Source organism: Phormidesmis sp. 146-12 (assembly GCF_052939495.1).
The window spans coordinates 1-13522 of sequence record NZ_JBJPHS010000080.1 but is presented as its reverse complement, the minus strand read 5'-3'; the positions used below and the strand labels follow the sequence as shown (position 1 = coordinate 13522).

Below are 13522 nucleotides of genomic sequence, written 5' to 3'. Positions count from 1 at the left end.
TTTTATTTTGAATTCTAGTTAGTTTTCTAGCGTGCAAGAACGTATTCGAGTTGCGATCGCTTCTATTGTAAAAATGCCAAATTCGTCGCCTAAGTAGGGCAAGTGACCTCTCGGTGCTTCCAGGTTAAATGTCAGTTGGTCGTAGCGTTTCCAATGGTGATCGATCAAACGATTGACCCGCCAGCCGACTCGATCGCCAAACCGACTCCAAACTTCTGATTTATCCCAAAAGGTTGCATCTATTTTTTGCCAAAAAGCAGACTGCACACTAAAGCCAAACCGATCGCCGCTGTAGTCCATCCAAAGCTGATCGAGAATCTGTAAATCTTGACAGGGAAAGTCGATCGCAATGCGTTCTGAAGTCAAGCGACCCCTTGCGGGTATCTCGGAGAGATCGGTCAACCGCAATCCGCAGGCTTTGAACATAGCGACTTTTGTTTCTTGATCGGCTTCTTGCCACCGTTTTGCTGCCAAAAGACTTCGCAGATATTCATAGTTCAAGCTGACGTAATACTGTTGAATTGCTTTGAGAACTCTTGGTTCTGATCGGTCTTTGAGCAGCAAATAAGCACTTTGCCGAACCTCTTCTGAGCGATCGTTAAGCGCCCGAATCACCAAGTTTAATCCTCGCTCTCCAGACTGAAGAGATTCGATCAGCGCGGCAGATCGGTGGGTGGCGATCGGACTTTTTAAGCGTCGTCTCAGTCCCTCAAATCCGCCTAAAATCAGCGCTCCCGTCGGAACTTGAGACCCGCCCAAGACGGCATCATCGTGTTGAGGTTGGTTGGTCATCGTGAATGCGATCGTCTTGATTTTTAACGTAAATTCGATGAGGGGGTTTCGCTGCGTTGCTCGGCACTTCTGCTCCCCAAGCTGCCAATTTTGGGGGACTTTCAGAGAAGAATTCTGCTTCAAAGTCCTCTACTCGTGGGGGATCTAGGGATCTGCCTGAATTAACAACCGCAGCGAGTCACTTCCATCAAATTCGCCTATTTTCAGAATGCCCAGGTAGGGACAATTCAAGGTCAAGCGAAAAACTTTATCTGGACAACTGTTGTTTGATCAGCGCTCCCAGGGTTTGCATTGCCCGATCGACTTCCTGACTCCAGGGAATTCCACAATTGAGGCGCAGACAGTTTTGATAGTTGCCAAAGGGCGAGAACATGACACCGGGAGCAATGCTGATGTGTTGTTCGAGAGCTTGTTCATATAGAATCATGGCATCAAAATGACTGCTCAATTCTAACCACACCACATAGCCACCGTTGGGGCGCGTCACCTTTGTTTCGGGTGGAAAATATTCGCAGATTGCTTGAGTCATGCGATCGACTTGTTGCTGATAAGCGCGCCGCAGATGACGCAAATGGCGATCGTATCCTCCACTAGCGAGAAAGGCGGCCACCGTGAGTTGGGGGGCGATCGCAGTTGTCCAATTCATGGTCATTTTGAGTTGTTCGATTTGCATTTGATAGCGTCCTGGCACGACCCAACCGACGCGCAATCCAGGGGAAAGGGTTTTGCTAACAGAGGCGCAATACAAAACACGTCCCTGAGTATCAAAGGCTTTGACCGCTTTGGGCCGAGTGCCTTCAAAATACAAATCTCCATAGATATCATCTTCGATCAGCGGCACATCGTATTCATCCAACAAAGTGATCAGTTTTTTCTTTTTGAGATCACTCATACAACTTCCCAGAGGATTGCTAAAGTTTGTCACCAGAGCACAGGCCGCAATCTGACGCTTTTCTAAAGCGGCTGCCAAATGCTCTAGAGAAATGCCTTCTTTGGGATGAGTGGGTAATTCTAAAGCTTTGAGATGAAGGGCACCCAGAGCTTCGAGCAGACCGTAATAGCAAGGGGACTCGATCGCGACTACATCCCCTGGCTGAGTCACGGCTCGAAGGGACAAATAAACCGCTTCTGCTGTCCCATTGGTAATCGCCATTGCATCGGGATTAACCGAACACCCAGCCTCCATCAACCGCCTGGCAACTTCGTGACGCAGGCTCTCACAGCCTTTGGGTTGCGAATAAGAATGAACTGCGTCGGCATGGGCGCGAATTACCTGATTCATAAGGCGATTGAGGGTGGCGATCGGCAACAATTCCACGCTAGGAACAGCTGCCCCTAAGTTGATTTGTGTAGGGTCAAGTTTGGTCACGCCGAGTCGGTAAGCGAGAGAAACTTCGACAGGCAAGTTGGGTTTGGGCAATTCAGACTGATTGGGTTCGGCGGGTGTGATCAAGCGCAATTTGACAAAGTATCCCGACTGGGGGCGCACTCCAATCCATCCCTGGTCTTCTAACAATCGGTAAGCTTCGAGAACTGTAGAGATGCTAACGGAGAGTTGTTGATGCAGTTTGCGAACAGAAGGTAGACGATCGCCCGGTTGTAGCGTTCCTTCAAGAATCAGTTTGCGAAGTCGATCGGCGACTTGTTGGTAGAGGTTTTTGTCCTGAGATTTTTCGATTAGTTCGACTTTCATAGCTGTTCTTTTGAGGGGAACCAATACAGTTTGGGGCGATCTCAACCATTACAGTTGTCCCAACTAGAACTGTACCCATCACAATTTAGCTTAACTGCCTCTGTTTTGCTCAAGAAAGATCAGAGAAAATGAATCGTAGAGTAACTCAAAAATTGAATGTTTGAAATCGTAACACAGGAGAATCAGCAATGCGTTTCCGTCAAGTTTTTCATGGATTAATGAATGCAATGACAACAAGTTTAGAACCGAGAATTACAGAGAAGCGCGATCGCTGCGGCAACACTTACTATCAAATCTACAATCCAACCAATCAAACCTCTAGCACCCTTAACTCTGAAGCAGAAGTTCGGGCTTGGCTGGATCAACATCACAATTGGTAGTTGAAGCTGCTGGAGAATTCAAATGAGGTCAGTTTGAGCAAGTTTTTTCGCTGCGTTGTTCAAGACTTCTGCTCCCCAAGCTGCCAATTCTGGGGAACTTTAAGACAAAATTTTTGACTTGCATCCAATGATTGAATTTACGTCAGATGCGATCGTCAAAGCTCACATTCAGCATTTTTGAATGAAAGACGAATTTAAGGCATCCCTGTTTGGGCTTTTAGGCGTTTGTGGATTTGGTTTGACGTTACCTGCGACAAAAGCGGCTATTCCTTTGTTTGGAGTCGTTGCTGTTGGTGTGGGTCGAGCGATTATTCCTGGCATACTCAGTCTATTACTACTCGTAATCACCAAAAGCAGAAAACCAACGCCTCGACAAGCTCGACGACTGATCACAGTAGCATTGGGAATTGTATTTGGCTTCCCATTGTTTAGCGCTTATGCAATGGAATCTGTTCCGGCTTCTCATGGCGCGATCGTCGTTGGTCTGATTCCTTTATTCACCGCCTTGTTTGCCGTCATTCTTGCTAAAGAAAAACCATCTTTGGGATATTGGATTTCAGGATTGATTGGCAGTTCAGCGATCGTGCTTTATTCCATTGACCTCAGTGGCGGCGTTTTACACAAGGCAGATATTGCTTTATTGTTCGCAGTCATCAGCGCAGCCTTTGGGTATGCAGAAGGAGCCAGATTAGCGAAAGAAATCAGCAGTTGGCGTGTGATCTGCTATGCGTTGGTCTTCTCATTACCGATCGCGATTCCTCTCTTTTGCTCGACCGTGACGATTTCCAGCGATCACAATGTCTTATCTGCGTGGATTGGCTTTCTTTATGTCAGTCTCATTAGTATGTTTCTAGCATTCTTTGCCTGGTATAGAGGGTTAGAAATGGGCGGTATTGCTAAAATTGGTCAACTTCAGTTACTTCAACCATTTGTGACAATTTTTGCCGCTGCAATTCTCTTTTCTGAACGGCTTTCTGGCGAAATGTTTTTAGTATTAGCGATCGTCTTGACAACGGTGCATTTTGGCAGAAGATCAAAGGTAGTTCGCAGTGAGCCAATATGAACAATTACTACACCACCCTGGCCGCCTACAACCATTGGATGAATCAAAACCTGTATGAAATCTGTGCCAACATTCCCGATGCCAAGCGCAAAGAAGATCTAGGTGCATTCTTCAAGTCCATTCACGGTACGCTAAATCATATTTTGGTGGGCGATCGCATCTGGTTGGGACGCTTTACCCAAACTCCCTTTGTCGCCAGACTCGATCAAGATTTGTACGCTGATTTTGAGGAACTTCGCCAAGAACGTGAGAGGAGCGATCGCCAGATTCTCACCTGGGCGGCTCAACTTTCAGATTCATGGCTCAACGAGCCTTTTACCTACACTAGTGTCACTCAGCCCGTTAATTCTTACACTCGTCCCGCTTGGCTATTAGTCACCCACTTTTTTAACCATCAAACTCACCATCGCGGTCAATTGACAACCCTGCTCACCCAACTTGGATATCCAGTAGGAACCACCGATTTGCCTTACCTGCCTGGTTTGACCTAGCTCAACGTGAATTCGAGAAATGCTTCTCTGTAGTGATTCACTCGAAAATGACTCCTAAATCCCTCAGTACGAAACCTTAAGGATCGTGAATTAAACAACCTGTAATTCTTGCGGTTTCGCTTCGTTTAATTCAGCTTCAGCCCCCTAAATCCCCCAAATTTGGCGGACTTTGAACCGCGAAACTGCCTTAAATTCTAGAATGTCTGCTTTCTCAAAGTCCCCCAGAATGGGGGATTTAGGGGGCGAAGCAACCAGGCAATCATCGATCTTATTCAATTGACGATCCTAAGCCAGAACACTTGCCTTAAAATCCCCATAATTGGCAGCTTGGGGCAAAAGCACTAAACAACGCAGTGAAAACCTTCATCGAACTTCTGAAAAAACTCCTAGCGGATAGCTCAAACTGAGACTGCTACACTCACGTTTTTTGGTAATTTGTATGACAATAGTGAGGGAGAATACCGGATTGTTTGACCATGACTGCTGACTCCGCTCAAAGCTCAAAGCCGCCCCTGTTGCCCAAACAAGCGATTCTAGCCAAAGTATTTCATTGGGCAAATGTGGTCAGTTTGTCGATTATGTTGACCAGCGGACTGCAAATCTACAACGCCAACCCCGTTTTTGGAGGACGAGCCGGGCTGGAGATTCCGCCGATCTTTTTGCTAGGAGGCTGGCTGGCTGGCGGTCGAGACTGGCACTTTTTTGGCATGTGGCTATTTTCTCTCAACCTACTCTGGTATGGGTTCTACATTCTGATTAGCCGTCGCTGGAAACATCGTTTTGTCGGATTCAACGATCTCAAAGCACTGCAAATCGGCAAAAATCCCAAACGCAAAGCATACGCCTGGCATCGGGTGGTTTATACCGCGATCGTTCCCATTCTCCTCCTCTCGATTCTCAGCGGTATGGGCATGTACAAACCTGCTCAGTTTCCCTGGATTGTGGAAATGTTTGGCGATTGGCAATCGATGCGCGTGGTGCATTTTATGACGGTGCCGACGGTGATTGTGTTTGCGATCGTGCATTCCCTGCTCGCCCTCAAAGTCGGTGGCTCTCCGTTACTTGAATCGATGTTTTGGCGCAGATTAAAGATCGAGGACTAAATGCAAGTTAACCGTCGCCAATTTCTAAAAACTGCGGGTTTGTCGAGTGGTGGTTTGCTGCTCGGTGGCTGTGCGTTGAGTCCGCTGGCTGACCTTGTGGGGATTGTTTCTGAACCTCTTAACCAACGAGTTGAAGAATTATTACTCAAGCCGCAAACGCCCGTTCCAGAATTTCCGATTAGCAAAATTGAGCCAAACAAGCTAATTATTAATACCTTCGGATTTACGCCCGAAATTGATCCAAAAACCTTTCGATTAACGATCGATGGCGAGGTCAATCAACCCATGCAGCTTAGTCTTGATGATATTTACAAACTGCCGTTGACTTCGATGGTGATTCGTCATGTCTGCGTCGAGGGATGGGCGGCGATCGTGCAGTGGGGCGGCGTGCGTTTGCGCGATTTGATCACCCTGGCACAGCCCAAAGAAAGCGTGAAATATGTGTACTTTCAGTCAGCCGATCGCTACTACGAAAGTTGGGATTTAGCCTCCTGTCTGCATCCTCAAACCTTGATGGCGTATCAGAAAAATGGGGAGAAACTGGCGATCGACTATGGGGCCCCGCTCCGACTGGCTGCCCCGATCAAACTCGGCTACAAACAAAGTAAATGGGTGACGCGCATTACACTAACCAACAGCCTATTTCCCCGCAAAGGCTATTGGGAAGATCAAGGCTACGAATGGTTTGCCGGATTGTAAGTCTTAGAGGATGCTTAAAAATTAGTCGTTCATACACTCAATCGCCCTGCACCGAAGTACTGGCTCACAGTGTGAAGTTCATTGAAATGGGTTAAAGGTAATCGTTCAAAGTCACTCAGAATGGGAGACTTAGAGGCGAAAAGCTTGACACTCCTCATAAATTCATCCCTTTACTTAGCAACGCCAGAAATCTTTTTCTAAACCTCCTTTTAGCGGTCTTTCATAAGATTCGAGCATAGGATGGTGGGAAGGCAGTCGTTTTGCGTTATGAATATTTGAGTGATTTATTTTTGCTGTATCGTTCCTCACAATTTTCATGTCTTGGACTCGTCATCATGTACTTTCTCTCGCAGACTTTTCCCCTGCGGAATACGACATCGTGCTGCAAACGGCCAGTAGCTTTCGAGAAGTGCTGTCTCGCCGCACCAAAAAAGTGCCTACGCTGCAAGGTCAAGTCGTCGCCAACCTGTTTTTTGAATCTTCGACCCGTACCCGCAGCAGTTTTGAACTCGCCGCCAAACGTCTCTCTGCCGATACGCTCAATTTCGCCCCCGGCACGTCTTCTCTGAGCAAAGGAGAAACGATTTTAGACACCGCAAAAACCTATCTGGCGATGGGCACCGACATGATGGTGATTCGCCACAAAGAAGCGGGAGTGCCGCAAGCGATCGCCGCCGAAATGGATCGTCTAGGCGTGAAAGTGGGCGTGTTGAATGCCGGGGATGGACAGCACGAACACCCGTCTCAAGCGCTGCTAGATCTGTTTACGATTTGCACCTTGCTCGACTCAGAAAACCCACGATTGTCATTACTAAAAGGCAAAAAGATCGCGATCGTCGGTGATATTTTACATTCTCGCGTCGCTCGTTCTAATATCTGGAGTCTGACGGCTAGTGGGGCTGAAGTGCATTTAGCGGCACCGCCAACTTTGTTGCCCAAATGGTTTGCTGATTACGTAGAAGAATCCGACAATTCTTTAGATCGCAAACTCTTTATTCATTGGACACTTGATCCCGCTCTTCAGGATGCTGATTTTGTGATGACTTTGCGGCTGCAAAAAGAGCGAATGACCAGCCATTTGTTGCCCAGTTTGCGAGAATATCACCAACAGTTTGGCGTGACGCGCGATCGCCTTCAACACTGTCGATCGCAGGTAAAAGTTTTGCATCCCGGCCCGGTCAATCGGGGAGTAGAAATTAGCTCTGATTTGATGGATGATCCGCAGTTTAGTTTGATTTCACAACAGGTAACCAGCGGGGTTGCTGTGCGAATGGCGTTACTTTATTTGATGGGAGGCGGCAAAGAAATTAGCGGAAGATAATGCCGTTTTCAACTTTGATTAATTTGGAAAAATTAAGTCTTGTTCACGCACAAAAATCTCTTCGTAGCTAAAAGCCAGTGATCCGGGATGGCGGATAATCGAAAAGCCAAAACTAGTCGTGACTTCGGTGGTGAAGGTAGCGATCGCTAGCTCAACCAGCTTTCTATCTGAGATTGTAGGCTTTTGCACGAAGTAGTCTCGACGAGCAAAAAACAGCTTTTCGTCTTTCGGAATGATGATTTGATTGATGCGATGAGCATGTTGAACTGGTTTGATATAAGTTGTGAGAAACTCCTCTTGATTTCTTTGTAGCCGATAGAGTTTCTCATGCTGAAGCCAACTCATCTTAAAGATCATTTTTAATAGTTCAAATCCCAAAATGTAGTTAAAAATATTGTTACGTTCTTCAGTGCTGGCGACAATTCGTAAAGCAGATTCTAAAAATAAGTCAGGCTTACGACGCGCATCCTGCACTGAGTGAATATAAAACTGTCGAATATAGCTTCTAACGACTGTTTCTGTTAATCTTATCTGGATGTGAAACTTTTGGAGATTGTCTTTAACTTTTTGCTGAATCTCTCGATTCTCAACCAGTCTGGCAATCAGTCCGTTGGCAGTATATTCATCTAGAAATTCTGCTTGAGTATCAGGAGTCGCTGCACAGAGTAAATGACACAGCGAAAGGACATATCGACGTTGATTCCAGGGCAAGCTTTCGGCCCACTGTTTTGCCTCAGATGGAAGCTTATTTAGAATGTTTTCAATTTCACTTTGAGGCAAAGATCCGTGAGGTTGTGCGACCCCTGATGGGTAACTCGAAGAAATGGATTCTATCTCAATTCGCTGATTCATTCCCTAAAGCTAATCCTGCGAAGGCTAGCAGTGATTTTATAAACCTAAATTCTCCACTGGAAACCATGTAAAGGGCGAAATTGGAGTGTGAGCATTAGTATGCCCTACGCAGCTTACTTCAAACGCTTACGTTCTACCCGCTGTTAACGCGAATTCGATCAGATCCTCCAATGCGATTCTCCATTCGGGAACGCCCCCTAAATTCTCCACCCGTGAGGGACTTTGATCCAGAAATCTTGAGAGTTTCCCGGCGTGGGGGCAGACATGCTTTACGACGAAGCGAAAAAACTTCAACGAATTCACGCCTTGTTAGCAGCAAGTGGTTGCCGTTTGAACTGTCCTAATCTGTTTTTCCATACAAAAAGTCCCCATCAGGATGGCAGGGATGAAAAGGTGTGAATCTACGGAAAATCTAGCTACCTGCTGTCACTGAAAAGTTGGCAAAATCAGCATACACAGACTTGGGAGTAGCCCACGACTTATCACTTCCCCCAAAAAATGTGCAGAAAAACAAGCCATTGATTTTTAAGGTTGAAGTCGATCGAAAGACCACGCCTGCTTGTTCAAAAACTTGGTTGCCATTGATCCACACGCGGACTCGACCATCTTTTTTACCGGGTCGGTTGAGGGTTACTTCCTGCTCTAATCGATACCAGACTCCGGGTTCAAAGTTCCAGGCTCCGCGACCGAGTGACGTTCCGTACTCTTTGCTGGTGGGCAGGTAGGCATAGACTTCGCCTGCTCCATCCCGTCGCCACATATAGCGGGTCGAAAATCCGTCTGTCCCGTCGGGCGTTTTGCCGCCACTGTTAGCTACACCGCCAAAAAGTCCGGGGAGCTTGCCACCTTTGACGAAATCAAAATTTTTGGAGAATCGGACAAAGTAGCTCAGACGCAGTTTGTCAGCAGGTTTGATGCCCAAACTCGCTAAAAATTGCCCACCACCGATCGCGCTTCCACCCTTGCGGGCCGACTCAGGACTGGCAGATCCCTTGGGATATGAGACGCGCAGCACTTTAGAAAACCGACGGGTCGAATCGGGAACGACCTCAAAATTTTGCCAGCCCCAACTCGCCTGATTTTGCACTTTCCACTGCTGCCGCCAGTTTGCCTGATCAAAGGTGCCTGACCAGATCGGGGTAGGACTTCGCGCGGCCGCAATTTCAGTTGAGTCGTCGGGTGAGTCTGACTGCACAGCCGTTGCTGAGGTGAAATAATGGCAGCTATTTAAGGTAAGCGACATCAAGGCGATCGTTGTCAAGATGTGACAAAGTTTCACAGGATTTCCTCTGCTACTAAGATGAGAGACCTGCCCTGAGCGGTTTTCGGCTGTCAACAAACGTTTAGACATAGGCGAAACAGGCACTACTTTATACTAGCGAAGCTGACAAATCTCAGAATAAATCCGTATTAAACCTTGAATAAGTTGCCGTTAAGGTTTATTTTCAAGTCCTTATTTGGCTAAATTCTAACCAGTCCACGATCGAATCAACCAACAAAATAATCAAGAATGCATCCTGAAGGACAGTCTAAACGTGAGGCTAGTTCATGAACTGTGAGATTGCTTTAGCCACCAGTACTATTAATTAGATGTGAGCGGTAGTAATAGTCAACCATTACTGTAGCAATTACAGAAATCAAATACAAAATGGTGACAGCGGACAGCTTTTTACTGATTTCTTTTTGTCGAGAGGTTATGCCCAAATAGGTACAGTACGAACTTAGAGTAATACTGATTCCAATGAATATATAAGCTAGTCGCCTCTGTGCGTATTGCAGTTCAGTTATAAAACCATCAGGAAAACCTAACTGGTCTATATATTGAATATAAACAAGAAAGGATAATACTAGAGCAATGAATCCAATTAGATAAGCAAAAAGATGGTTCAATTTCATATCTGATCTCGATCGACAGAAGATACTAGAAAGTTGATTTTGTAAGCTTGCAGTAGCTCAACCGCAAGGGATCACACAACGTCAGCCTATTTTCTCTATAACAATAACGCCAGCTCCGGTGCCACCGTTGTCCATTGGATGTAGTAGCCTGTTCCTTGATCAACCTTTTGATTTAATACTTTTGCATAAACTTCAACTTCAGAATCTGCTAGAGCTAAGTTTAGCTTTAAGTTAGTTAGAGGTAAAAGCGTTTGAACTGTTTGGAGGTGAGCCACTTTGTGAGATAGACGAACCAGTTCTCCGCAAACCTGCTGGTCTGTTAAATGTTTGCCATCCAGAAGAAAACCTCGTACCACGATCGGGCTTGCCAACTGCTTGAGGATCAACGGTCTACTGGGCAGATTTAGTGTGTGGCAACCCGCGATCGCGCTGATCTCATAAAGCATTGTAGGGGTTGTCATCCCTTTCATCAAAACTTCGGTTTGGCTCTCAACGGTGACAATTTCCCGAACTTCTTGCCAAACATTGGGCGAAATTAAAACTTGTCCACCCGTTGTAAAAGATTCAATTCGGGCAGCAAGATTCACATGACTTCCGATCGCCGTGTATTTGGTGTGATCTTCAGACCCAATATTACCGACGACGACCTCTCCGGTGTTGAGTCCGATGCCCATCTCTAGAACGGGTAGGTTGAGTTCCTGGTTGCGTTGATTGACCGATGTCATGGCGAGCTGCATTGCGATCGCACAGGCTACCGCTCGTTCTGCATCATCTACTTTCTGGAGTGGCGCACCAAAGAGAACCACAATTCCATCCCCGGTTAAATCATTGATCGTGCCCCCATAGCTTTTAATGACGCGCGTCATGTCGCTCAGGTAGAGATTGAGCATCCGAACTACTTCTTCGGGCGCAAGCTTTTCGGAGAGATGGGTAAAGCCTCTCAAGTCAGAAATTAGCGTGGTTACTTTGCGCTTTTCGCCCTTTAAGGTCAAGCCTTCTGGCGTTTCTAGTAGCTGGGTGACGACTTCATCGGTTAAGTAGCGCCCAAAGGTTTTACGCAGTTGGGAAGAGGATTGTGCTTGAAAGGCGGTGATGGCGACCGTTGCCCCAGCTAATGACAACCCTGCCGGAACAATCGGAATCCACCAGCCTTTTAGGAAAACAAGATAGCTAATCGCACCTAAGATAACCGTCGCAGCTAAAAACTTGACTAACAGTTGTAGAGAATCAAAGCGTCGCGATCGTCGCCAAACGAGCAATGCCCCAATGACGGACCACGAAAAGATCCAAATGCCCTCATTTATGTCTGACCAAGATTGAATAAGAGGACGATCGAACAGCGCAGTATTGATCAACTGACTCGTTAGCGCTGCATGAATCTCAACTCCCAACATGGGGTCACGGTAAGGGGTGAGAAACGAATCCTTCAAGCTTTCGGCTGTTGCACCGATGATCAGAATGCGCCCTTTGAGAAGGTTTGGATCGACGGTTCCTTCGAGAATTTGCTGAACTGAGACGTGATCAAAGCTATTTCTGCCGCCGCGATAGTTAAGTAAAATTTGGTAGCCACCGATTTCTGCACCAACATAGCCGCCATCGTGTTCTTGAAAGGGAGCAACGATCGTTTTTCCCAGCTTTACCTGCGAATCGGCAACTTCTTCGGGAAAGATGCCTTGCTTTTCTAGATAGAGCGTCGAGAGCATGGCTGCAAAACTGGGCACTGCTATATCGCCGTCCATGACGCTCAACAGTCCGCGTCGAATTTTGCCATCGGCATCTAGTAACACATCATTCGCCGCAACTTGGTTTAACTGCTGTAACACGGGAGCAGGCGCAACAGAACCACTCGCGGCACTACTGACCACCTTTTGCACCCCGATTAGATTGGGCGTTGATCTAAACACTTTAACTAAGCGATCGTAGCCCCTTCCCACGGGAATATCTCGATACAAATCGAGTCCGATCGCAGCAGGTTGATGTTGTCTGAGCTTTTCGAGGACTGCGGCAAGCGTTTCGTCAGTGAGCGGAGTGCCATAGCGCTGAACATCGGATTCGGTCACTCCTACAAGGGTAATGCGCGTCTCACGAGCCTCCGACGGCCGCAAGCGCACCCAGTGATCAAACATTGCCCATTCTAAAAATTGTAAGCTGCCGCTCAGACGCACCAACAGCACGATCGCTGTGACGCTTAGAGCCGCAATCAGAACGCCGCGCCCTTGCCAGAGTTGTTGTTTTAAGCGTTTCATAGCAGGCGGGATGCAGATTCCTGCAAATCTAATCATTTGTCAATCCTGGGGGCGTTTGAGAGTGATTCTAGCCCTGCTACTGTCAGGAGTGATTTCCAGTCGTTCTTCCAGGCTGCATTGTTAGGGTTGCGCGCTTCGTCCAGGCTGAGAAGGGTATCGTGCCAGAGTCCTGCTTCTGCTAGTAGCGACGATCGACGCTCTGGAGAGGCTTGTTTGAGGGCTTGAGCAAGGGTAGTATTCACTGGGAGATACTCAACCCATCCACGGGATACGGTGTCATCTGACCGATCTTGCTCACTGCATCGCAGCGCCACTGTCCAACGATAAAGCTGACCAGGTTGTAGTTTGGGAGTTGTCGCACTACTCAACGGTAACCGAACAATGCCAGGGGTTTTTGAAACGGGAACAACCGCTTCGTAAAATCTTTTGGGGCGGCTATTACCAGAACTGGGGTAGATATCGAGAACAACCCGCAGCGATCGGGCTGAAGTTTTTGGAATGTAAGCCATTAAAGTGAGTTGCTCACGGCTGGTCAGGTTGATCCGATCGCGAGGTGCTAACACACTCAAAGGTTCTTGCTGACCGGGACAGAAACCGCTCCGACTAGCAGCACCCGCAGTTGAAGGGGGATTTTTGCGTTGAGGTGGCCGAAAGACAAATCTCGATCGCGCTTCACTGATTTCAGGATTGACGAATCCGATGCTGGTCAATAACAGCGCTGTGACGGTCAAAAGGCGAAAAGCTTTCATTTTCAGGCAGCCTCTATCTTTGATTGGTTATTCTTCTACAAGATCGATAGTCGATCAGGAAAATGCTGTTCAGGGGAGACTAGCTCGATAAAGTTCCTTGGCTTCGTTGTTGAGCGCTTTTGCCCCCCAAGCTGCCAATTGTGGGGGACTTTCGGACAAAAATTTAACGTGAATTCGATGGCGTTTTCTCGCTTCGTTATTGGGCACTTCTGCCCCCCAACCCCCCAATTTTGGGGG

The 13522-nt window shown here is 47.2% G+C and carries 12 protein-coding genes; 6 read left to right on the top strand and 6 right to left on the bottom strand.

Annotation, left to right across the window (positions count from 1 at the left end):
* Nucleotides 1-18: 18 nt before the first annotated feature.
* Together ACKFKF_RS25625 and ACKFKF_RS25620 are read right to left on the bottom strand one after the other, a co-directional pair.
* Nucleotides 19-792, bottom strand: coding sequence for a GUN4 domain-containing protein (locus ACKFKF_RS25625; RefSeq protein ID WP_446870265.1), 774 nt, complete (start codon nucleotides 790-792; stop codon nucleotides 19-21).
* Nucleotides 793-1039: 247 nt separating this feature from the next.
* On the bottom strand, nucleotides 1040-2485 hold the full coding sequence (locus ACKFKF_RS25620; protein WP_446870264.1) for an aminotransferase-like domain-containing protein: 1446 nt from the start codon (nucleotides 2483-2485) through the stop codon (nucleotides 1040-1042).
* A 188-nt stretch (nucleotides 2486-2673) separates the two neighbouring features.
* Between ACKFKF_RS25620 and ACKFKF_RS25615 the strand changes: the two genes are divergently transcribed.
* The 6 genes from ACKFKF_RS25615 (at nucleotide 2674) to ACKFKF_RS25590 (ending at nucleotide 7542) form a co-directional block, all read left to right on the top strand.
* Nucleotides 2674-2865: a hypothetical protein gene (locus ACKFKF_RS25615; protein ID WP_446870263.1), complete on the top strand. Its 192-nt coding sequence runs from the start codon at nucleotides 2674-2676 to the stop codon at nucleotides 2863-2865.
* A gap of 181 nt (nucleotides 2866-3046) precedes the next feature.
* A complete protein-coding gene (locus ACKFKF_RS25610) occupies nucleotides 3047-3928 on the top strand; it encodes a DMT family transporter (protein ID WP_446870262.1) in 882 nt (293 codons plus the stop codon).
* On the top strand, nucleotides 3925-4419 hold the full coding sequence (locus ACKFKF_RS25605; RefSeq protein WP_446870261.1) for a DinB family protein: 495 nt from the start codon (nucleotides 3925-3927) through the stop codon (nucleotides 4417-4419). Before ACKFKF_RS25610 ends, ACKFKF_RS25605 begins: the two co-directional genes overlap by 4 nt.
* 476 nt (nucleotides 4420-4895) lie before the next feature.
* The gene (locus ACKFKF_RS25600) at nucleotides 4896-5522 is read left to right on the top strand and encodes a cytochrome b/b6 domain-containing protein (protein ID WP_446858703.1); all 627 of its coding nucleotides are present in this window, start codon (nucleotides 4896-4898) and stop codon (nucleotides 5520-5522) included.
* On the top strand, nucleotides 5523-6221 hold the full coding sequence (locus ACKFKF_RS25595; RefSeq protein ID WP_446858704.1) for a molybdopterin-dependent oxidoreductase: 699 nt from the start codon (nucleotides 5523-5525) through the stop codon (nucleotides 6219-6221).
* A gap of 316 nt (nucleotides 6222-6537) precedes the next feature.
* Nucleotides 6538-7542, top strand: coding sequence for an aspartate carbamoyltransferase catalytic subunit (locus ACKFKF_RS25590; RefSeq protein ID WP_446870260.1), 1005 nt, complete (start codon nucleotides 6538-6540; stop codon nucleotides 7540-7542).
* 18 nt (nucleotides 7543-7560) lie between these two features.
* On the opposite strand, the gene ACKFKF_RS25585 is transcribed toward ACKFKF_RS25590, so the two are convergent.
* From ACKFKF_RS25585 to ACKFKF_RS25570, 4 genes are all read right to left on the bottom strand, one after another.
* Entirely contained in the window at nucleotides 7561-8394 is an 834-nt protein-coding gene (locus ACKFKF_RS25585; protein ID WP_446870259.1) for a cobyrinic acid a,c-diamide synthase, read from the bottom strand.
* 412 nt (nucleotides 8395-8806) lie between these two features.
* On the bottom strand, nucleotides 8807-9673 hold the full coding sequence (locus ACKFKF_RS25580; RefSeq protein WP_446870258.1) for a polysaccharide lyase: 867 nt from the start codon (nucleotides 9671-9673) through the stop codon (nucleotides 8807-8809).
* A 712-nt stretch (nucleotides 9674-10385) separates the two neighbouring features.
* Entirely contained in the window at nucleotides 10386-12536 is a 2151-nt protein-coding gene (locus ACKFKF_RS25575) for a CHASE2 domain-containing protein (protein WP_446870257.1), read from the bottom strand.
* Between the two features lie 32 nt (nucleotides 12537-12568).
* Nucleotides 12569-13285 (bottom strand): DUF928 domain-containing protein, encoded by a 717-nt coding sequence (locus tag ACKFKF_RS25570; protein WP_446870256.1) that lies wholly within the window; start codon nucleotides 13283-13285, stop codon nucleotides 12569-12571.
* Nucleotides 13286-13522: the final 237 nt, after the last annotated feature.

Excerpts from the sequence above, each read along its gene's own strand:
- ACKFKF_RS25625 (WP_446870265.1), bottom strand. The coding sequence starts at position 792 with ATGACCAACCAACCTCAACACGATGATGCCGTCTTGGGCGGGTCTCAA.
- ACKFKF_RS25620 (WP_446870264.1), bottom strand. The coding sequence starts at position 2,485 with ATGAAAGTCGAACTAATCGAAAAATCTCAGGACAAAAACCTCTACCAA.
- ACKFKF_RS25615 (WP_446870263.1), top strand. The coding sequence starts at position 2,674 with ATGCGTTTCCGTCAAGTTTTTCATGGATTAATGAATGCAATGACAACA.
- ACKFKF_RS25610 (WP_446870262.1), top strand. The coding sequence starts at position 3,047 with ATGAAAGACGAATTTAAGGCATCCCTGTTTGGGCTTTTAGGCGTTTGT.
- ACKFKF_RS25605 (WP_446870261.1), top strand. The coding sequence starts at position 3,925 with ATGAACAATTACTACACCACCCTGGCCGCCTACAACCATTGGATGAAT.
- ACKFKF_RS25600 (WP_446858703.1), top strand. The coding sequence starts at position 4,896 with ATGACTGCTGACTCCGCTCAAAGCTCAAAGCCGCCCCTGTTGCCCAAA.
- ACKFKF_RS25595 (WP_446858704.1), top strand. The coding sequence starts at position 5,523 with ATGCAAGTTAACCGTCGCCAATTTCTAAAAACTGCGGGTTTGTCGAGT.
- ACKFKF_RS25590 (WP_446870260.1), top strand. The coding sequence starts at position 6,538 with ATGTCTTGGACTCGTCATCATGTACTTTCTCTCGCAGACTTTTCCCCT.
- ACKFKF_RS25585 (WP_446870259.1), bottom strand. The coding sequence starts at position 8,394 with ATGAATCAGCGAATTGAGATAGAATCCATTTCTTCGAGTTACCCATCA.
- ACKFKF_RS25575 (WP_446870257.1), bottom strand. The coding sequence starts at position 12,536 with ATGAAACGCTTAAAACAACAACTCTGGCAAGGGCGCGGCGTTCTGATT.
- ACKFKF_RS25570 (WP_446870256.1), bottom strand. The coding sequence starts at position 13,285 with ATGAAAGCTTTTCGCCTTTTGACCGTCACAGCGCTGTTATTGACCAGC.